Genomic DNA, 18,544 nt, shown 5'->3' with positions numbered 1-18,544 from the left:
TTTCATTCTGCCGCTACTAGAACGATCTCTACTATTAAATCGGCTAATTTCTCTAATTCTTCAATAGGCATGCGTTCATTTGTTGTATGAATTTCTTCATAACCCACAGACAAGATAACTGTAGGAATCCCAAATCCAGCAATTACATTGGCATCACTACCGCCACCACTAGTTTTAATCTCTGCAGTTCTTCCAATTCGTTCTACTGCACGTTTAGCAACCTGTACAACTGCATGTTCTTCTTCAAAATGAAATCCTGGATACATTAATTGCGTTTCTGTCACTGCTTTACCACCAAATTTTTCAGCAGTTTCAACGAATGTTGCTACCATATGTGCAACTTGGGCATCTAGTTTTTCTTTATTGATCGAGCGAGCCTCAGAAAGTATATGCACTTCATCACAGACGATATTAGTTGCTTGTCCACCTTCAAATCGACCAATATTAGCCGTAGTTTCGGCATCTAATCTACCTAATTTCATCGCAGAAATCGCCTTAGCAGCTAAAGTAATCGCAGAAATACCTTTTTCGGGAGCGACTCCTGCATGCGCAGTTTTTCCAGTAATGGTTGTCCATAGCTTAGATTGGAATGGAGCAGCCGTTACAATTCCACCAACCGTTCCATCGCTATCTATCGCATAGCCATATTTTGCAGTTAGTAAAGAAGCATCTAATTCTTTGGCTCCTACTAATCCACTTTCTTCTCCAGCCGTAATAACGACTTGAATATCGCCGTGTTTAATAGATTGTTCTTTCAAGCGGCGAATAGCTTCAAAAAGAGCAGCGATTCCAGCTTTGTCATCAGCACCTAAAATTGTTGTGCCATCAGAATATATATAACCATCTTCTTTAATAATGGGTTTAATGCCTTTTCCAGGTACAACAGTATCCATATGGACTGTAAAGTATATTGGATCTACATTTGCATTTGAACCCTTTAATGTTGCGATTAAATTGCCAGCTCCGTGTCCTGTTTTAGAAGCAGAATCGTCTTCCACAACAGTAAATCCAAGCTGCTCTAATTTGTCTTTTAAAATTGGTGCAATTACTTCTTCATGCTTTGTTTCTGAATCTATTTGAACTAATTCTAAAAATTCCTCAACTAATCGACTCATTGAAAAGTCTCCTTTTTATAATGGAATATTACCATGTTTTTTGTTTGGTCTAGTTTCTTTTTTATTACGCATCATCTCTAAAGATTGAATAAGTTTAATACGAGTTTCTCTTGGATCAATTACGTCATCTACCATTCCCATTGAAGCGGCTACGTATGGATTCGCAAATTTCTCACGGTACTCTTCAATTTTTTCTGCACGAACTGCTTCTGGATCTTCACTTTGGGCAATTTCACGGGCGAAAATGATATTAGCAGCGCCGTTTGGTCCCATTACAGCTATCTCTGCATTTGGCCATGCGAATACCACATCTGCTCCAATTGACTTGGAATTCAACGCAACATAAGCGCCGCCGTATGCTTTTCGTAAAATAACGGTTATTTTAGGAACGGTTGCTTCAGAATAAGCAAATAAGATTTTGGCACCGTGGCGAATAATTCCACCATGTTCTTGTTTAATACCTGGGAAGAATCCAGTAACATCTTCAAATGTAATGATTGGAATATTGAAGGCATCACAAAAACGTATAAATCGAGCTGCTTTGTCCGAAGAATCTATATCTAAACCTCCAGCCATTACTTTTGGTTGGTTACAAACTAAACCAACTACCTCTCCTTTAATACGTGCAAGACCAATCACGATATTTTTAGCGAATTCTTTTTGTACTTCTAAGAAAGAACCTGTATCCACTACTTGATCAATAACTTTTCGGATATCGTATGGGCGAATAGCTTCATAAGGTACGACATCTGCTAAGTCAGGACGATTATCATCCTCTTCTGGTACATCAGCAATAGTAGGTTTTTCTTCAAAGCTTTGTGGTAAATAACTTAAAAGTAATCGAACGCTTTCTAATACTTCCTCTTCAGTTTTCCCACGGAAATGTGCATTTCCACTAATTGTGTTATGTACTTTTGAACCACCAAGATCTTCTGCAGAAATCTTCTCCCCGGTAACAGTTTCAATTACCTTCGGACCTGTGATAAACATTTGGCTCGTTTCATCCGTCATAAACACAAAGTCAGTTATAGCTGGCGAATACACTGCGCCACCAGCACATGGTCCTAAAATGACAGAGATTTGAGGAATAACTCCCGAGTAAATAGCATTACGATAAAAAATTTGACCATATCCATCCAGTGATACAACACCTTCTTGAATACGAGCACCACCAGAGTCATTTAACCCTATGAAAGGTGCTCCGTTTTTAGCTGCTAAATCCATGACGTTTGCAATTTTGAGTGCATGCATTTCTCCTAAAGCTCCGCCAAAGACAGTGAAATCTTGTGAAAACAGATAAATGGGACGACCATTTACTTTCCCATACCCAGTAACTACTCCATCACCTGGGCCCTCTTGCTTATCCATACCAAAGTCTACTGTACGATGTTTGATAAAAGGACTTAACTCTACAAATGAATCTTTATCTACTAATAATTCAATTCGTTCCCGGGCAGTCAGCTTCCCTTTTTCATGCTGTTTCTCAATACGTTCATCTCCGCCACCAAGTTCGATTTTACGTTTGCGATCATATAAATCATTGATTTTTTCATAAATATCCATATTATTTCTCTCCCCCGGTTTTATCGACTAATTCGTAAAGCACTCCACGAGATGCTTTTGGATGTATAAATGCTACCTGAGCACCATGAGCACCTGCTTTTGGAGTTTCCTGTATAAGTCGGACGCCCTTTTCTTTCAGCTCGTCCAAACGCTGTTGTATACTAGTAACTCCAAAAGCTATATGATGAATACCTTCACCCTTTTTTTCAATATACGAATGAATCGTACTTGTTTCATCGATTGGTTGAAGTAATTCTAAATGGACATTCCCGCTATCGATAAACGCTACACGAACTTTTTCTGATGGAACATCTTCAATATGTAATAGTTTTAATCCCAATGTATCTATGTAATAAGGAAGAGAGTCTTCAATACTTTTAACAGCAATCCCGATATGATCAATTTTCTCCATTTTTACACCCCTCTATTAAATAACTATAAAATAATACTATTGATATTCGTTGCAGTCCGAAGTCGAGCCCGTGTCATTATGACCCTTTTCTCGAATTGACTGCATACGGCAGAAAGTATTCCTACTTTTTAAAGTATACTCCTTTGGGGTCCCGACTTTCTCACTAGACCCACCGAAGTTGCCAACCTTCACTTCTATCAAAAAATGTGTAGTAATAAACTGATAGATTTTGCAAAATTATATTGTCACATTCCGCATGCAGATAATAACAACATTAGAACGTATTTCTATGCAAAGATTCTATCTATGAAAAAGGCTATCTACAATGAGCTGATGGAATCTCTCATGATAATGACTGTCCCTAATATTCCAATATCAAGTGATTACAGAAAATTTAAAATAACCCTTTTTCTATTGTACCTATTTCAAAAAAAAATCTCTACCTCTTGTGCATTTTTATGTTTTTGTTAAAATAAAGGTACAAGCTAAAGGAGAGAAATTATGCGCAACCAAACTTTTCGTAAAATTATTGTGTATTTAATGATTTTTGTAATGGTAATGTCTACATTACTATTCGGTCTAAGCTTCATCCTTTAATGTCAAAACCTGTTTCTATCGTGTCCAAAGGACTTTGAACAGGCGTTTGCCATTCTATTACCAAGTGAATTTTAGGGATGCTGGTTGGTTGTGACGATGTCATAACCAACCAGCATCTCTTTTTCTTGCAAAATCTTATGATGTTTACCTGTTCATCGCCATAATATATTAAAAAAGTTCAATTTATGGATCTTTGAGAAATGATAAAAACCAGCGAATGCATTTAGATGCTTCCGCTGGTTTTTATTATTTAAACTTCTTCGCAGTATTCTTCAAATAATTCTTGAAGATGTGTAATGACAGAAGTAGGTGCATGACCTTCTATTTCGTGACGACCGATTTCTGCTACAGGTTGTCCGTCTTTTAACAGAACAAATGATGGAGAAGAAGGCAAGTGATCATCTCCGAATAGATTACGCGCTTGTTGAGTAGCCAATTTGTCTTGACCAGCAAAAACAGTTACTAAATGGTCTGGACGTTTATCATAATGTACAGAGTTTGCCGCAGCAGGGCGTGCAATTCCTCCAGCACATCCACATACAGAGTTTACCATTACTAAAGTTGTTCCTTGACGAGCAAATGCTGCATCTACTGCTTCAGGTGTTTCAAGTTGCTCATAACCTGCTGCGTCCATTTCTCCACGAGCTTGTACTAGTATATCATTCATATATAAATTGAAATCCATATTCATTTATGCCACTCTCCTTTTTTTACTATGTTAATCTTATCAGATTATCCGTTTGGATTCGAGGAAAATAGATCGTCAACCGCTTGGGAAACTGTTATTTTTTCATCTCGCACTAAACTTTCTAAAGTTGCCATAGATTGCTTTTTAACAGTGGATGAAAAAAAGTCGTCGTATAATCGATCCACAATCATCGTTTTAAACCATTCAATTGTTTGTTCTTTTCTTCTATGTTGCCAAACCGACTTTTCTTTCATCACTTGCTGGAAGTGTAGTATATTTTCCCATACTACATCTAATCCAATTTTATATAGCGAAGATACTGCAAGTGCTGGAGTTTGCCAATAAGGTGAAGACGGTGCTAAAAAATGGAGAATTTGTTTGTACTCCGCAACCGTTTTTTTAGCTAGCTTTTCATTGGATCCATCTGCTTTGTGGACAATAATAGCATCCGCAAGCTCCATGATTCCTTTTTTCATCCCCTGCAATTCATCTCCGGCACCTGTAAGCGCTAATAACAAAAAGAAATCAACCATACCCCTTACTATTGTCTCACTTTGACCGACTCCAACCGTTTCCACTAAAATGACATCGTATCCAGCAGCCTCGCAGAGAAGCATTGTCTCTCGAGATTTTTTATGCACGCCACCAAGTGTCCCAGCAGTAGGCGAAGGTCTGATAAACGCATTCGGATGCTTAGCAAGCTCTTCCATTCTCGTTTTATCTCCGAGAATACTGCCTCCAGTCAAAGATGAACTAGGATCGATGGCTAATACCGCAACTTTATATCCTTGATCACAAAGCATTTTACCAAATGCCTCGATAAATGTACTTTTTCCTACTCCAGGCACCCCTGTTATTCCAATACGTATACTATTGCCAGTATACGGAAGTAAGTTTTTTAGTAATTGCTGTCCAATTTGCTGTTGATCATTTACTGTACTCTCAATATACGTTATAGCTTTAGCTAAATGCAGCCTGGAGCCACTTTGAATTTGTCGGATATATTCCTCTTCATTAATTTGAAGAGGCTTTCTTTTAGAAAACTTTTTAATAGAAGCTTTCCCCACCCCATCATGTTGCGATTTAATGCCATTCATCACATGCATAGAAGATTCGTTATTATTATCCGTTTTTGACATTAACCTTCCACTTCCTCGTAGCCAAGACGCTTGTATATCTCTTCGATCACTTTTTGTGCAGCAACCGGAATAACTGTTCCTGGTCCGAAAATAGCGGAGGCACCATTTTCACGTAGAAAAGCATAATCCTGAGCTGGAATTACACCACCAACAACAATTAGTATATCCTCTCTACCAAGCTTAGCCAATTCCTCTTTCAATGAAGGAACTAATGTCATATGACCAGCAGCTAAAGAACTTACACCAACAACGTGGACATCATTTTCGACTGCTTGCAGTGCAGTTTCTGCAGGTGTTTGAAATAGCGGGCTAATATCTACGTCAAATCCTAAATCAGCAAATGCAGTTGCAATAACCTTAGCTCCACGATCATGTCCGTCTTGACCCATTTTGGCGATTAAAATACGTGGACGACGGCCTTCATTTTCACGGAAGTCTTCTGCCATTTGTTTTACTGCATTAATCTCTTCTGCATCATTAAAGTTAGCGCTATATATACCACTCACTGAACGGATCACCGCCTTATGTCTTCCAGCCACTACTTCAATAGCATCGGATATTTCTCCAATAGTAGCACGTTCTCTAGCCGCTATAACAGCAGCTTCTAACAGATTGGTTTCCCCATTTTTTGCGGCTTCTGTTAAATCTGCTAATGCTTTTTGAACTGCTTTTTCATTACGGTTTGCTTTGACTTTGTCTAAGCGCTCCATTTGTTTTTGACGAACGACTGTATTATCTATATTTAAAATATCTATTGCATCTTCTTGTTCCAAACGATATTTGTTAACCCCAATGATTATTTCTTTCGAAGAGTCGATTTGCGCTTGTTTTTTGGCTGCTGCTTCTTCTATTTTCATCTTAGGCAAGCCTGTTTCAATCGCTTTTGCCATACCGCCTAACTCTTCAATTTCTTCTATCAAAGTCCAAGCTTTTTCCATTAATTCATTTGTTAATGTTTCAACGTAATAGGACCCGCCCCATGGATCGATTACTTTCGTCATATTCGTTTCTTCCTGGAGGAATAATTGAGTATTTCGAGCAATTCGGGCAGAGAAATCCGTTGGCAATGCTATCGCTTCATCTAGAGCATTTGTATGAAGTGACTGCGTGTGACCCATTGCAGCAGCATTAGCTTCTACTAAAGTTCTTGTCACATTATTGAATGGATCTTGTTCTGTTAAGCTCCAACCAGATGTTTGTGAGTGCGTACGAAGAGCAAGAGATTTAGGGTTTTTTGGATCAAAGCTTTGCATCATTTGTGCCCATATTCTACGAGCTGCACGCATTTTCGCTATTTCCATGAAATAATTCATGCCGATTGCCCAGAAGAACGAAAGTCTAGGTGCAAAGGCATCAATATCTATTCCAGCTTCTAGACCTGTTCGCACATATTCTAATCCATCGGCCAATGTATAGGCTAATTCTATATCCGCAGTAGCCCCAGCTTCTTGCATATGGTAGCCAGATATAGAGATAGAGTTAAACTTAGGCATTCTTTTAGCAGTATAAGCAAATATGTCCGCGATAATTTTCATCGACATTTCTGGAGTATATATATACGTATTACGCACCATATATTCTTTTAATATGTCATTTTGTATCGTCCCGGCTAACTGATCCGGAGTTACTCCTTGTTCTTCTGCAGTCACAATATAGAAAGCTAAAATTGGGAGAACTGCTCCGTTCATCGTCATCGACACAGACATTTTATCCAACGGAATCCCATCAAATAAAATTTTCATATCTTCCACCGAATCTATGGCTACTCCTGCTTTCCCAACATCCCCTGTAACACGTTCATGATCGGAGTCATAGCCGCGATGCGTTGCTAAATCGAATGCAACGGACAGGCCTTTTTGACCCATAGCCAAGTTTCTTCTATAGAAAGCGTTACTTTCTTCTGCTGTTGAAAATCCAGCATATTGGCGGACCGTCCAAGGCTTTGTCACATACATCGTCGGATAAGGTCCTCTAGTGTTTGGAGCAATCCCAGGTAAGTCATTTACATGCGGTAAGGTAGATGAATCTTCTCGATTGTATAAGGACTTTAAATGAATTCCTTCATTCGTTAAAAAGGATTCAGTTGCACTAGGTGTTGCGTTACTTTCTTTTTGTAACACCTGTTCAATAGATACTTTATCGTAATTAGGCATGGTCATTTGAATCCTCCTTTTTTGCAAGTGCTAACAGTTCAAAGCCTTTTTCAAAAAGAGATTGCCCTGCAAAAATTCTACCGTTTAATCCAGCTTCCAGCCAATCAACATACTCTTCAAACTGACCTGCAACATCTAGTGGAATCGATATATTTTCATTTAGGATAGCTGGAACTAATCCAGCTGACTGCTCATCGTTTCCAACAAAGACCCCGTAGTCTATTTCATTTTCGTCAATCCATTTTTGCATCTCAAACGGCTTTAAGTTCTCGGGTGCAACTATTGATTTCAAACCAATAGAAGTTAAATACCCACTTACGAAATCCATACGAGCTTTGTACTCTTTTAAAAGGCCATATGGAAAAATAGCAGTTTTTAAGGGATTGCTCAAAAATGCTTGTCTCAATTGTTCAAATGGTTCTGCTAATCGTTTATAGCCTGTATCATTCAGCTTGAATATTAAAGAATCATCTGGGTTAGCGTACACATTAGTCCCGATTAAAGATTTTTTGCGAGTAGCAAGTGCTTCCAACTGTTCTTCCCATTTGGACTCTGCTCTTTCTTGCAGTTTAACCGTTGCTAATTCGAATGACTTTTCTTTTATCAACTCCAAGAATAATGCCCATGCTTTTTCAACTAATTGTTTCGTCAGTGTCTCAATATAATAAGAGCCACCTGAAGCGTCCATCACTCGTTGAATATGTGTCTCTTCCTTTAATACTAACTGCATATTCCGTGCAATTCTCTTAGATGTTGGATTTGCACTTGTTAATATGTCATGTGGAAAGCTTGTTACACTGTCCGCTCCTCCAAGTACTGCCGCAAGCGTACTATTTGCTGCTCGTAAAATATTCACAGTTGCATCAAGAGCTGAGAATGATCTCAAGGAAGTTTCAGCATGGACAGGTATAGCATTAATATTCTCCTGTCCATGTGCTTCTCCAAATGCTTTCCAAAGTACTCTAAATGAACGGATTTTCGCAATTTCCATAAAGAAATTAGTGTCCACAGAAAATTGAGCGAATGCTTTTTCTGCGATTTTCTCTATACTATTTTTTTGAGTCATATAATCTGCCTGTAGTAAGACACTCACTAACTCACTAACAGCGTCTCCTCCTGCTTGGTGAATAGCTGTCCCATCCAAGTAAACTGTTCTTGTATGAGGCATATCCGTATCTCTAGATCCTTTAACAGCACCTTTGATTGTTTTGAAACTATGTATGAATGTTGGATCATGAGATATATCAAGCAGTACTGGATGTAGCTCAACCAAAGCAGATAATTCTTCCAATTGGGATTTAGTCCACTGATGATGAGCCTCTAGCTTGTAATGTATTATGTTATTTCCTTTTGCTAAGGAATCTTGTAAATCTATTAATATCTCTTCACTGGTATTCCCCGTCGCCTGCTGTGCAATGAGCCAATCAGCAGTTTGTTTAGCGCTTCGTATAGAATTTGTTTGTTGTATAGACATATTTTCCATATCGGCTAATGAATAAAGCGGTTTCAAAATAATTTCCTCTAAAGTCTTGGTAGAAAGAGATTCTAATGATTTACCCTTAAGTGATTTAACGGCAACTTGCTCCCACTCGGAAAGTGTTGCTTCTTTAAATTCCGTTTGTTTCATATCTTGTATAGTCATAAAATCGCTTTCGCTTCCCCCTCTGGTATTACTTTAACCTAATGATATTTTACCTCAGAAGAGTGTTGGATGAAAGAGCTATTGTATATCAACATTAAATACATTGTTTAAAATGCGCTAATGCTTAAATTTTTTAGACTATATTCATTATTTCGTGAATTTAAATTTAAATCACTATTTTATATGGTAAAATGGAAAAATCTTAATAGAATTGGGGAATGAGAATGGTCACATTTGATAAGCCAGAAGTAGAACAATTTTTTCAGACTTTAGCGGTGGAAAACTTCACTGTCAGTCCTGATGAAAAGCAATTAGTAATTAGTTCAAATCTGAATGGTCACTTTAATATTTGGGGAATGGATTTACCAAGCCAATTCCCGTATCCACTCACATTTAATAATCAGAGTGTAGATTTCTTAACATACGCTAAAACTGGTGAATTTATGGTGGCTGGTTTTGATACAGATGGAGATGAGAATACACAAATTTACGCCCTTTCGCCTCAAGGTGGAAAACTTATTTCACTTCGTAGTAATGAAGGCGAACGACATTTCTTCAACTACTTGACGACAGATGGAAAACGTCTTTATTATTCAACAACAACAGGAAATGCTTCCTTCCTTAATAGTCATCTATACGATATAGAAACCGGAGAAGATAAAGTTTTATTGGAGGGAACAATTGCTCCTACTTCTATAGAGGCTGTTTCTCCAGCTGAAAAAACTTTTGTTTCAAGTAAACAATTTGGAAATACATACTCTCTAGCCTATGTTCATATTGGTAATGAGACTTTCCTTATGACGCCTGAGACGAAAGAGCAGCACACAGTATCAGAAGCACTTTACACTTCAGAAACAGAAATCTACTTTTTAACAAATTATAATTCTGATTTAACCTATTTAGCGAAGTTCGACTTAGAAGCGAAGGAATTCAAGAAAGTCTTAGAAATAGAGAAAGAGGATTTTTCTAGTATCCATTTTTCTAAGAAAACAGCGAGCCTCTATCTAGTTGGATCTTATGGAGTAGAAGACCGGCTTTATGAATTCCATTTAACAAATGAGACACTTAAAGAAGTCAAAGCACCGACTAGTGTCGTAGAAAAAGTAGTCATTATGCCATCAGGTAATCTATATATCCAAGGAAGAACTTCCACAAGACCAAACAATGTCTTTGTATCGAAAGATAACGGCGAATCATGGGAAGAGTTAACTCGTTTTCGAATTCCAGGGGTTCCAGAGGAGATACTAGTAGAACCTACTATTTTAACTTACCCTTCTTTTGATGGTCTAGAAATCGAGGCCCTACTTTTCCAAGCAAAAGAAGAGTATTCCAATGGCCATGTTATTCTGTGGCCACATGGGGGTCCTCAATCCCTGGAGAGAAAATGGTTTCGTTCCATGTTCCAATTCCTTCTAAACAGAGGGTATTCCATTTTCGCACCAAACTTTCGTGGCTCTTCTAACTACGGCTTGAAGTTCATGAAAATGGTAGAAGGTGATTGGGGACATGGACCCCGCCTGGATAATTTGGAAGGATTAGAATGGTTAATAAAAGAAGGATATGTGGATAGAGATAAGATTCTCCTACTTGGTGGAAGTTATGGTGGTTATATGTCTCTTTTACTACACGGACGCCATGCCGAGTATTTCAAGGCAGTTGTAGATATATTCGGTCCTAGTAATCTATTCTCATTTGTAGATTCCGTACCTGAGTTTTGGAAATCATTTATGATTCAATGGGTAGGTGACCCAGTAAAAGACAAGGAGAAGTTCATAGAGGATTCTCCAATTACTTATTTAGATGGGATGACAAAACCTATGCTAGTTATCCAAGGAGCTAATGATCCTCGTGTTGTCCAAAAAGAATCCGACCAGATTGTCGCTGCATTGAAGGAAAAAGGCAGAGATGTGGAATATATTGTTCTACCGGATGAAGGTCATGGTTTCTCCAAAAAACAAAATGAAATATTTGTGTATAGTAAAATGTTGGAATTCTTAGATCGGTTTATTTAATCTAAATCTTCCTAAACTACGTAATACTAAAAAGCAGGATAACCATAATAATGGTTATCCTGCTTTTCTTTTGTATTCATTAACCTCGTTGTTGTTCTTTCGTTGGTCCCATAACACCCGGTACAGGAAGTCCTGCTTGACGTAGAAGGACCGTCATTTGACCACGATGATGTGTTTGATGATCAAGAAGTTTGTGTAGCAAAACTCCTCTAGTTGTTTCTCCTGCAAAGCTTTGAATCTTCTCGATCAATCTGTCATCTGTAAGATTAGTTTTCGCTTCCGTTTTAACTGCCTCGACGATTTTTTTATATGTTTCGACAATGTCTTTAACCGTTATTGCTTCTTTGTTTTTATCAACGGCTGCTTCCACATTTAATCCTACTAATCCTGCGAAAAATACGGGACTTGTCGCAAGATGCCACCCTAACCAACCAAGAGTACTATGTCCTTCAACAATCGCTTGATCTAATTTTTCATCAGTTAATGACTGGAGCACGCTTAATGTCCCCTCTGCTGCATCAGACCAATCCGTTATAAAATCATTTACCGTTCTATACAATTATATCGACTCCTATTCGTTCATACTTTCTTTTCCATTGTAAGTAGTCTTCAAGGTTAATTCAACTATAGTTATCCTCGACTATAGAAGTTATAGACATAACTTCGTTTCTAGTATGCATATGATACTTGACGGGTTCCTCTAGCGAAAGGAGTTTTACTTTGGCCGACACTACAAAAAAACATTTATACTGGTGGTTTATATTGATAATCTTCCTCTTAGGAATAGTAACTTTTGCAAATATAATAGACCATACAGAAAAGGAACAAACAGTTAAAGAAGATATTTCTGCCTTGCCATTTTATAAAAAAATGGCCAAAGAAGAGCTAAAAGAAAAAATGGTAGAAAGTCATAAAACACCAGAAGTAATTGCAGCAGCATTAATTATGCGAGATTTCGGAATAACCCCGCAAGAAAAGGAAGATGCCGTGATTTCTTCTAGATTTGAAAGTGGTGTAGTCGAAGCGATTGCATTAGAGCAAAACTTTAAGTCTGCTGAATCCTTAAAGCTGTCCATATTAAACCGTACAGTAGACTTTATGAAGGCGATGAACGCACTTGATGATGTTAGCCAAGCCACATTAATAGTACAAGCGCCCCTAACAGATCGTTACGGCAATGTGGAAAATGGTGATGTAATGGTAGTTCTAATGAGCAAAGAAACGTTAAATAAAATTAACTTTGAAAACTTTAATCCAGAGAATCTCTCTTTCGTGGCAGATAGCTACTGGGAACACCCCGCTTTATCATTACCATAATAAAAATGCCCGTACTCTGACTCAAAAAACCCATTTCAAATAGAAATGGGTTTTTTGAGTACTATAGAGTTACCGGTCACTTTTCATCAATCGTATAGCCTGTATCGATAGTCTAACGAGTAATACCGCACATAAGAACAGTCCCACATATGCTGCTGTATTCAAGTAGACTGCAAATTCTGCCTCTATAAACTGACCAATTGCAAGGAGGGCAACGGATATAATACCGAAAGTAATGCCTACCATAAGCAAGATGAAGCGAGAAAATAATTGCGTAACAAACATAGAATTACTTTTATCTGAAAAGATATCATGATGTAACGTAATTTTGCCACTTTCCACTCGCTGAATGAGATGATCTACTCTTCTTGGTATTTTACGTAAGGTAGGTAATAGTAATGCGAATTCCTCTTCCAACCGTTCTATTGTCTGCTTTGGTTGTTTAAATGGCTTTTTCCATAACGAAGCCATATATTCAGTAGAATATTCTTTCGCTTCATTAAAAATGTCAAAGTCCCTTTTTATCATGTGTAATGTTCCGTCAAGTGTGATCAGTGCTCTAAGTGCAATTCCTACCGATGGGTAGAAAGATAATCCGAATTTATGGACTACTTCAAAGAAGGCTTGTATCAATTCCTCCGTTGGAATATGAGAAATATAGGAAATCCGCAACAATAATTGCGCCATTGCATGTTCTAACTTCTCTCGCTCAACATGATCTACATCTTCCACTAGTAGTGACAGTGCATCAAAGAGAATATCCGCATCATTGTGTTGAATGCCTAATAAGAATAACTTCATGCCTTCTTGCTGAGGTTGTGCCAATCGACCCACAGCTCCAAAGTCTAAGAAAATAGGAGTTCCGTCTACATCATCTATAAAGATATTGCCTGGATGTGGATCTGCATGAAAGATTCCAGAATACAGTAATTGATCAAAAAATGAATATAAGACAGTCCTTGCAAACTGTTCTCTGTCCGCTCCAAGTGATCGAAATAACGTAACTCCATTTGCTACACTCTGTCCATGAATGTATTCAAAAACAATTAAATGATTATTGCTTAGTTCCGTGTATATATGAGGTATTCTCACTTTATACGAACTATCTTGTAAGGCAGTAGTGACTTGTATAGCATTTCGCATTTCAATCTCAAAATTAACTTCTTCTCTTAAATTCTCTGCAAATCCAATTGCAAGCTCGCGAAACCCAAGCTTTTCAGCCCATGTAGATTTGTCAGAGAACCATGAAGCAAAGTCTACTAATATATTTAAATCATCACGCATCATATCTTTTATATCAGGCCGCAAAATTTTCACTACTACTTCTTTATTGTTTTCACGAAGAATAGCTTTATGTACTTGCCCTATAGATGCTGATGCAAGAGGTGTCAAATCGAATTCAACAAACATATCCTCCATATTATATGGTAGATGAGCTGCTAAAATGGAATTGACCTGTTCATTGGTTAAAGGTTTTACATGCTGCTGAAGTAATTCGAGTTCCTTTATGAAAGCAACAGGCAATATATCTCCTCTTGTAGAAAGTACTTGCCCAAACTTCACAAAAATTCCACCAGATTGCTCCAATGTTTGTCTAAAAGCTTTTGCTAGTTCACGTTCGCTTTCTTTAAACTTCGAATATTTTATGGTCCGTGAAATACCATTTTTCATAGCAATTTGGACAACTTGTCTCATTCGCCTCTGACCACGCCACTGTTTTCGTAAACGAATCCAAATGGATTTATTACCCGATACTCTTTGCCCTTTCTCTCCAATGGCCATTGGATCAAATAATTCAAAGAAAAGATAAAGTAACATAGAGATGAGCAACATACTTCCAATCCATATGATTGTGCTGACATCCATGTATGTATAAACAAAACTCTCAGACATGAAATCTGTTCCGCGTAAATAAGCATACCAATATACAAAGGAAGTAAAGAAAACGCTTATTACTACTGCCAAAATACGTTTGATGAAATTAATCTGTGAGCCCATTAAACGTCCACTTACAAAAAAGATGAAGCTTGAGATTACTAAAACTTGAAATAATATCTTCACATAAATCACGAACAGCACATCCTTTCATTCACTTATTATCTCTTCCCTTTCTTTCATTCTATTAATCTTCAATCGCTTTCACAAATAAATTCCATATTAAATTTAAATGTATAAAGACAATAATGCTTCTAATACTACATGAATAACACTGAAATTAGGATGAGGCATGTATTATTACAAAGAAGAATTGATAAACCAAATTGTTCCAGACCAGCCAGATCCATCTGCAGCAAAGGTTTTACAAGAAATATTAGGCGGTCATTATGGTGAAATGCGAATGATGATGCAGTACTTTTTCCAAAGTTCCAACTTTAGAGGGAAAGATACGCAATTCCGCGATTTATTGCGCGGCATATTTCTAGAGGAAATTGCACATGTAGAACTTGTACAAAAAACGATCAACCAATTATTAAATGATTCCGGTGAATCGGCTGTTCCTGGCAACGCGGGTGTAGATGGGGCACCACTAAATGATGCCGTCAAACACGCCAATCCACACCACTTTATAATTGGTGCTCAAGCTTCATTGCCAGTAGATGCAGCAGGGAATCCTTGGAACGGATCATGGGTTTACAGTCACGGGAATTTAATCGGAGATTTACTCAACAATCTTGTGCTAGAATCTACGGGTGTGCTACAAAAAACGAGGATATATGAAATGAGTTCTAACAAGGCATTCCGAGAAACGCTTGCGTTCCTTATAGTACGGATAATTCCCATCAGAATGCATTTGCAAAAGCATTAGAAACGTTAGGGGTACAATGGGGCAAACTCTTCCCTGTCCCGAATTATGATATTAAAAAATACCCAGAATGCCGAAAGTATATAGATATGGGTTATCACAATTCCGCATTTAACTTCCGACTAGATCCAAATAGATTGGCTGAAATAATTCAGGGAACTACTCCTAGTCGTAATGGGGGTACTATGATGGTTACTGATCCACCTGCTGGTTTTCCAGTACCATTGATGCCCGAAATTCCAAATGAACATAGTCCGGGTCTAAGTGATATGCAAAATTAACGACGAAAAACTCAAGTAGAATTTTCACTTGAGTTTTTCGTCGTTTATAAATGGCTGCTACTCCTCTTGTATGAACTTTACTACATTATACTCACAAGTTGGACAGACCATTAAATGTGGACATATTTGATCTTTGGCTGTGTTTGGATAGCCATCCCCCATTTTTACGGTCTCCTCGTCATTATAATGACCATACGGATCTAAAAAATCAGATACTTTTCCTGAGTTCTCTAGCGGAGAATTGCATGTAGGGCAATCGATATTTAATACTTTTAATGAGTTACATAGAGGACAAACAGCCATTGTATCTCTCCTTTTTGTTTTCTTACTTAGTATCAATCTGTACAAAGAGTTTATACAGATTCATCGAGTAATAATCGAAAGGCGTAAAAGTTTAGTGCTGCAGTAATTATGGTAAAAGATTTAATACCGGTGGTAATAACAGTAAAAATATGGCACTTAAAATAAGGTATTTTGATAGTTTCTTCGGGAGTTTTTGTCTCCCTTTCCCTTTATACCAACCACTAAATTGCCACTTATTTCTATAAAGAACAAAAAATAAAACAAAAGCAGCAATAAAACCGAAACCAGCATATTTTTCTGCAGTAATTCCTATTTTCAAGTAAATTGAATTTATTACAAAGGTGATTATGCCAACTACAATAAAAAACAGAAAAATAATTCGGATTAACTCCAGTAATGTTCTCATCTTTATCTCCTGTCGTTGCTGATGATTCTTATTACACGTTAAATCTCATATCCTATTTTTTTCGTCCAATTGGTAAAACCAATTTTCAATAACTTCTCAGCCGCTTCAGCTGGACTCATTTGAAAAGAATTTTTTACCCAAATTGTTAAGTATCCAATCGTTCCATAACTGGCAAATATGGCATAATCCTGATCATCGAATACAAGTAGTAAATGAGCCGCCAATCTATTGGACAGTTTTTGAATAGCGTTCGTATCAGAGAATTCTAATTCATAAAACGAACGATATTCAAAAATATGTTCGCATAAGTGAAGAGTCATTGGTTTACCCCATTGGTTGAATTCCATTTCATAAAATGATAGAAAATGGCCATTCAAGGTGCGTCTTACATCCTCCATCAGCTCATATTTATCTGCAAAATGCAGATAAAAAGTAGAGCGAGAAAACCCAGCCTTTTGAATAATTTCTTTTACTGACAACTCTTCAAAGCTTTTCTTGTGTAACAACTGTAAAAATGCTTCAATGATCGTTTCTTTGCCTACTTTCAATTGTGACACCCCTCTGGACATTTTGAGTGAAACTGTCTTGTTACTTCATGGACGAATGCGTTTACAATAATGGTATAACAAGCATAGGAGGAAGTAAACATGACAAAAAACGTTTATGTAATTACAGGTGGTTCAGGTGGAATGGGTAAAGCAACTGCTGAACTAGTCGGTAATAAAGGAACTCTATTATTAGCAGATGTGTCGGAAGAACGATTGATCCTAACGAAAGAAGAACTGGCAGCTAAAGGTATTACTGATGTACACTATCAAACAGTTGATATCACCTCAAAAGAAAATGTTGCTCTCTTAGCCAAAAAAGCTTCCCAGTTAGGTACGTTGAAAGGTCTTGTTCACACTGCTGGTCTATCACCTACAATGGCAGATTCTAAACGCATTACAGAGGTGAATTTAGTAGGTACAGGAATTATATTAGATGCATTTCTTCCACTAGCAACTTTAGGTACTTCAGTTGTTTGTATCTCCTCTATGAGTGGACACATGGCTCCTCGACAAGGACCTTATACAGAAATCTTAAAAAATCCGTTGGCTGATAATGTAATTGAAACAATGGAACAGTTTTCCCAAGGCGACTCAGGTGCATCATATAGTCTTTCTAAATTAGGAGTGCTTCTAATTGTAGAAGACCAAGCCTGGGCTTGGGGGGAGAAAGGTGCTCGAATTACATCCATTTCACCTGGTACGATAAATACGCCTATGGGTCGCCAAGAAGCTTCCCAACAAGAGCAGATGAAAATGATGCTGGAGATTACGCCTTTACGACGTGAAGGTGAAGCATCTGAAATTGCTACAGCTGTTGAGTTCTTACTTAGCGATGCCGCTTCATACATTACAGGTATTGACTTACGCGTTGATGGTGGCACTATCGCTAATTTAAATCGCGTTCAAGGGTTAAAAAACCAAGAATAATCACAAAAATTATATTTGAAAGTAGATAGAGACTGATTTATTCTATCTACTTTTTTTGTTGTTAGAAAACTCATAAGTTTAAATCTAGTAAATAGAGGTACATATAAACTAAGCCTACAAATCTTAAATTTATACTGGAGGAAGAAAACATGAAAAGAAAAATGATTGCTTTACCATTAGCTTTATCATCTTTATTAATACTTGGTGCTTGTGGAGATGACGAGGATACGGAAATAAAGGATATTGAAGTAAATGACCCAATGTTAGAGGATGATGGAGAAAATGATACAGGCATTGAAAACGAAGCAAATAATGAGGAAGAAAAAATAGAGGACGTAGAAGAAAATGAAGAGCCAGAAACGCAGGATGAAGGGTCTGTAAACGATTCAGTTGATGATGCGAACGACTAAACATTAGCTCAACCGCCTGATGTTGTCACCAATAAAAGCACTATTCACTTTTAGTGAATAGTGCTTTTTTTAATGCTTCCAGTACCCGCCATAGACAAAAAAGAGAAACGTTTGAGCAACGTTCCCCTTCTTATTTTTTAAATAAAGCTCATAGGAAAACTACGTAAAATCTCTTAAACTTTTAATGTATTCCCATATGGTTCAAAAATCAATGTTTACATACTTTCT

At 37.4% G+C, this 18,544-nt stretch carries 17 protein-coding genes and 1 pseudogene; 6 read left to right on the top strand and 12 right to left on the bottom strand.

Annotated features, from left to right (window positions below):
* Positions 1-2: 2 nt before the first annotated feature.
* The 3 genes from BM260_RS00790 to mce are packed head-to-tail and all read right to left on the bottom strand — an operon-like array spanning position 3 to position 3,090.
* The gene (locus tag BM260_RS00790; protein ID WP_093534053.1) at positions 3-1,115 is read right to left on the bottom strand and encodes a M20/M25/M40 family metallo-hydrolase; all 1,113 of its coding nucleotides are present in this window, start codon (positions 1,113-1,115) and stop codon (positions 3-5) included.
* 15 nt (positions 1,116-1,130) lie between these two features.
* Positions 1,131-2,678, bottom strand: a complete 1,548-nt coding sequence (locus tag BM260_RS00785; RefSeq protein ID WP_093534051.1) for an acyl-CoA carboxylase subunit beta — start codon at positions 2,676-2,678, stop codon at positions 1,131-1,133.
* Position 2,679: 1 nt separating this feature from the next.
* Positions 2,680-3,090 carry a methylmalonyl-CoA epimerase gene (gene mce / locus BM260_RS00780; RefSeq protein ID WP_093534049.1) on the bottom strand — a complete coding sequence of 137 codons (411 nt, stop codon included), beginning with the start codon at positions 3,088-3,090 and terminating at the stop codon, positions 2,680-2,682.
* Positions 3,091-3,591: 501 nt separating this feature from the next.
* Here mce and prli42 point away from each other — a divergent pair.
* Complete coding sequence (prli42, locus tag BM260_RS18295; protein WP_175496143.1) at positions 3,592-3,687, top strand: stressosome-associated protein Prli42; 96 nt, start codon at positions 3,592-3,594, stop codon at positions 3,685-3,687.
* A 250-nt stretch (positions 3,688-3,937) separates the two neighbouring features.
* Here prli42 and BM260_RS00775 read toward each other — a convergent pair whose 3' ends face one another.
* From BM260_RS00775 to BM260_RS00760, 4 genes are read right to left on the bottom strand one after another with little or no spacing between them, the layout of a single operon-like run.
* On the bottom strand, positions 3,938-4,378 hold the full coding sequence (locus tag BM260_RS00775; protein ID WP_093534047.1) for a BrxA/BrxB family bacilliredoxin: 441 nt from the start codon (positions 4,376-4,378) through the stop codon (positions 3,938-3,940).
* Between the two features lie 41 nt (positions 4,379-4,419).
* Positions 4,420-5,514, bottom strand: a complete 1,095-nt coding sequence (gene meaB / locus BM260_RS00770) for a methylmalonyl Co-A mutase-associated GTPase MeaB (protein WP_093534045.1) — start codon at positions 5,512-5,514, stop codon at positions 4,420-4,422.
* Positions 5,514-7,667 (bottom strand): methylmalonyl-CoA mutase, encoded by a 2,154-nt coding sequence (gene scpA, locus BM260_RS00765; protein WP_407691699.1) that lies wholly within the window; start codon positions 7,665-7,667, stop codon positions 5,514-5,516. Before scpA ends, meaB begins: the two co-directional genes overlap by 1 nt.
* On the bottom strand, positions 7,660-9,309 hold the full coding sequence (locus BM260_RS00760; protein ID WP_093534041.1) for a methylmalonyl-CoA mutase family protein: 1,650 nt from the start codon (positions 9,307-9,309) through the stop codon (positions 7,660-7,662). Before BM260_RS00760 ends, scpA begins: the two co-directional genes overlap by 8 nt.
* 224 nt (positions 9,310-9,533) lie before the next feature.
* Between BM260_RS00760 and BM260_RS00755 the strand changes: the two genes are divergently transcribed.
* Positions 9,534-11,321, top strand: a complete 1,788-nt coding sequence (locus tag BM260_RS00755; protein ID WP_093534039.1) for a S9 family peptidase — start codon at positions 9,534-9,536, stop codon at positions 11,319-11,321.
* A gap of 79 nt (positions 11,322-11,400) precedes the next feature.
* On the opposite strand, the gene BM260_RS00750 is transcribed toward BM260_RS00755, so the two are convergent.
* Positions 11,401-11,880, bottom strand: a complete 480-nt coding sequence (locus BM260_RS00750; RefSeq protein ID WP_093534037.1) for a DinB family protein — start codon at positions 11,878-11,880, stop codon at positions 11,401-11,403.
* 161 nt (positions 11,881-12,041) lie between these two features.
* On the opposite strand from BM260_RS00750, the gene BM260_RS00745 reads away from it, so the two are divergent.
* Positions 12,042-12,638, top strand: coding sequence for a hypothetical protein (locus BM260_RS00745; protein WP_093534035.1), 597 nt, complete (start codon positions 12,042-12,044; stop codon positions 12,636-12,638).
* Between the two features lie 69 nt (positions 12,639-12,707).
* Here the strand turns inward: BM260_RS00745 and BM260_RS00740 are convergent, their stop codons facing one another.
* Positions 12,708-14,708 (bottom strand): ABC1 kinase family protein, encoded by a 2,001-nt coding sequence (locus BM260_RS00740; RefSeq protein ID WP_093534033.1) that lies wholly within the window; start codon positions 14,706-14,708, stop codon positions 12,708-12,710.
* A gap of 157 nt (positions 14,709-14,865) precedes the next feature.
* Between BM260_RS00740 and BM260_RS00735 the strand changes: the two are divergent.
* Positions 14,866-15,722 (top strand): annotated as a pseudogene (locus tag BM260_RS00735) (manganese catalase family protein).
* A 57-nt stretch (positions 15,723-15,779) separates the two neighbouring features.
* Here BM260_RS00735 and BM260_RS00730 read toward each other — a convergent pair.
* The 3 genes from BM260_RS00730 to BM260_RS00720 all read right to left on the bottom strand — a co-directional run bounded on the left by BM260_RS00730 (position 15,780) and on the right by BM260_RS00720 (position 16,979).
* Positions 15,780-16,025 carry a hypothetical protein gene (locus BM260_RS00730; RefSeq protein WP_093534031.1) on the bottom strand — a complete coding sequence of 82 codons (246 nt, stop codon included), beginning with the start codon at positions 16,023-16,025 and terminating at the stop codon, positions 15,780-15,782.
* Positions 16,026-16,131: 106 nt separating this feature from the next.
* Positions 16,132-16,431: a hypothetical protein gene (locus BM260_RS00725; RefSeq protein WP_093534029.1), complete on the bottom strand. Its 300-nt coding sequence runs from the start codon at positions 16,429-16,431 to the stop codon at positions 16,132-16,134.
* 38 nt (positions 16,432-16,469) lie between these two features.
* Positions 16,470-16,979 carry a TetR family transcriptional regulator gene (locus tag BM260_RS00720; protein ID WP_175496142.1) on the bottom strand — a complete coding sequence of 170 codons (510 nt, stop codon included), beginning with the start codon at positions 16,977-16,979 and terminating at the stop codon, positions 16,470-16,472.
* Positions 16,980-17,078: 99 nt separating this feature from the next.
* On the opposite strand from BM260_RS00720, the gene BM260_RS00715 reads away from it, so the two are divergent.
* Both BM260_RS00715 and BM260_RS00710 read left to right on the top strand, forming a co-directional pair.
* Entirely contained in the window at positions 17,079-17,906 is an 828-nt protein-coding gene (locus tag BM260_RS00715; protein ID WP_093534025.1) for an SDR family oxidoreductase, read from the top strand.
* Positions 17,907-18,055: 149 nt separating this feature from the next.
* Complete coding sequence (locus BM260_RS00710; protein WP_093534023.1) at positions 18,056-18,316, top strand: hypothetical protein; 261 nt, start codon at positions 18,056-18,058, stop codon at positions 18,314-18,316.
* Positions 18,317-18,544: the final 228 nt, after the last annotated feature.

The organism is Psychrobacillus psychrotolerans (assembly GCF_900115805.1).
Taxonomy (GTDB): Bacteria; Bacillota; Bacilli; order Bacillales_A; family Planococcaceae; genus Psychrobacillus; species Psychrobacillus psychrotolerans.
The sequence above is the reverse complement of the archived record's forward strand: the minus strand, read 5'-3'. Positions and strand labels throughout refer to the sequence as shown.

What these genes read in the sequence shown, in the direction of transcription:
- BM260_RS00790 (WP_093534053.1), bottom strand. Translation starts at nt 1,115, where the DNA reads ATGAGTCGATTAGTTGAGGAATTTTTAGAATTAGTTCAAATAGATTCA.
- BM260_RS00785 (WP_093534051.1), bottom strand. Translation starts at nt 2,678, where the DNA reads ATGGATATTTATGAAAAAATCAATGATTTATATGATCGCAAACGTAAA.
- mce (WP_093534049.1), bottom strand. Translation starts at nt 3,090, where the DNA reads ATGGAGAAAATTGATCATATCGGGATTGCTGTTAAAAGTATTGAAGAC.
- prli42 (WP_175496143.1), top strand. Translation starts at nt 3,592, where the DNA reads ATGCGCAACCAAACTTTTCGTAAAATTATTGTGTATTTAATGATTTTT.
- BM260_RS00775 (WP_093534047.1), bottom strand. Translation starts at nt 4,378, where the DNA reads ATGAATATGGATTTCAATTTATATATGAATGATATACTAGTACAAGCT.
- meaB (WP_093534045.1), bottom strand. Translation starts at nt 5,514, where the DNA reads ATGTCAAAAACGGATAATAATAACGAATCTTCTATGCATGTGATGAAT.
- scpA (WP_407691699.1), bottom strand. Translation starts at nt 7,667, where the DNA reads ATGCCTAATTACGATAAAGTATCTATTGAACAGGTGTTACAAAAAGAA.
- BM260_RS00760 (WP_093534041.1), bottom strand. Translation starts at nt 9,309, where the DNA reads ATGACTATACAAGATATGAAACAAACGGAATTTAAAGAAGCAACACTT.
- BM260_RS00755 (WP_093534039.1), top strand. Translation starts at nt 9,534, where the DNA reads ATGGTCACATTTGATAAGCCAGAAGTAGAACAATTTTTTCAGACTTTA.
- BM260_RS00730 (WP_093534031.1), bottom strand. Translation starts at nt 16,025, where the DNA reads ATGGCTGTTTGTCCTCTATGTAACTCATTAAAAGTATTAAATATCGAT.
- BM260_RS00725 (WP_093534029.1), bottom strand. Translation starts at nt 16,431, where the DNA reads ATGAGAACATTACTGGAGTTAATCCGAATTATTTTTCTGTTTTTTATT.
- BM260_RS00715 (WP_093534025.1), top strand. Translation starts at nt 17,079, where the DNA reads ATGACAAAAAACGTTTATGTAATTACAGGTGGTTCAGGTGGAATGGGT.
- BM260_RS00710 (WP_093534023.1), top strand. Translation starts at nt 18,056, where the DNA reads ATGAAAAGAAAAATGATTGCTTTACCATTAGCTTTATCATCTTTATTA.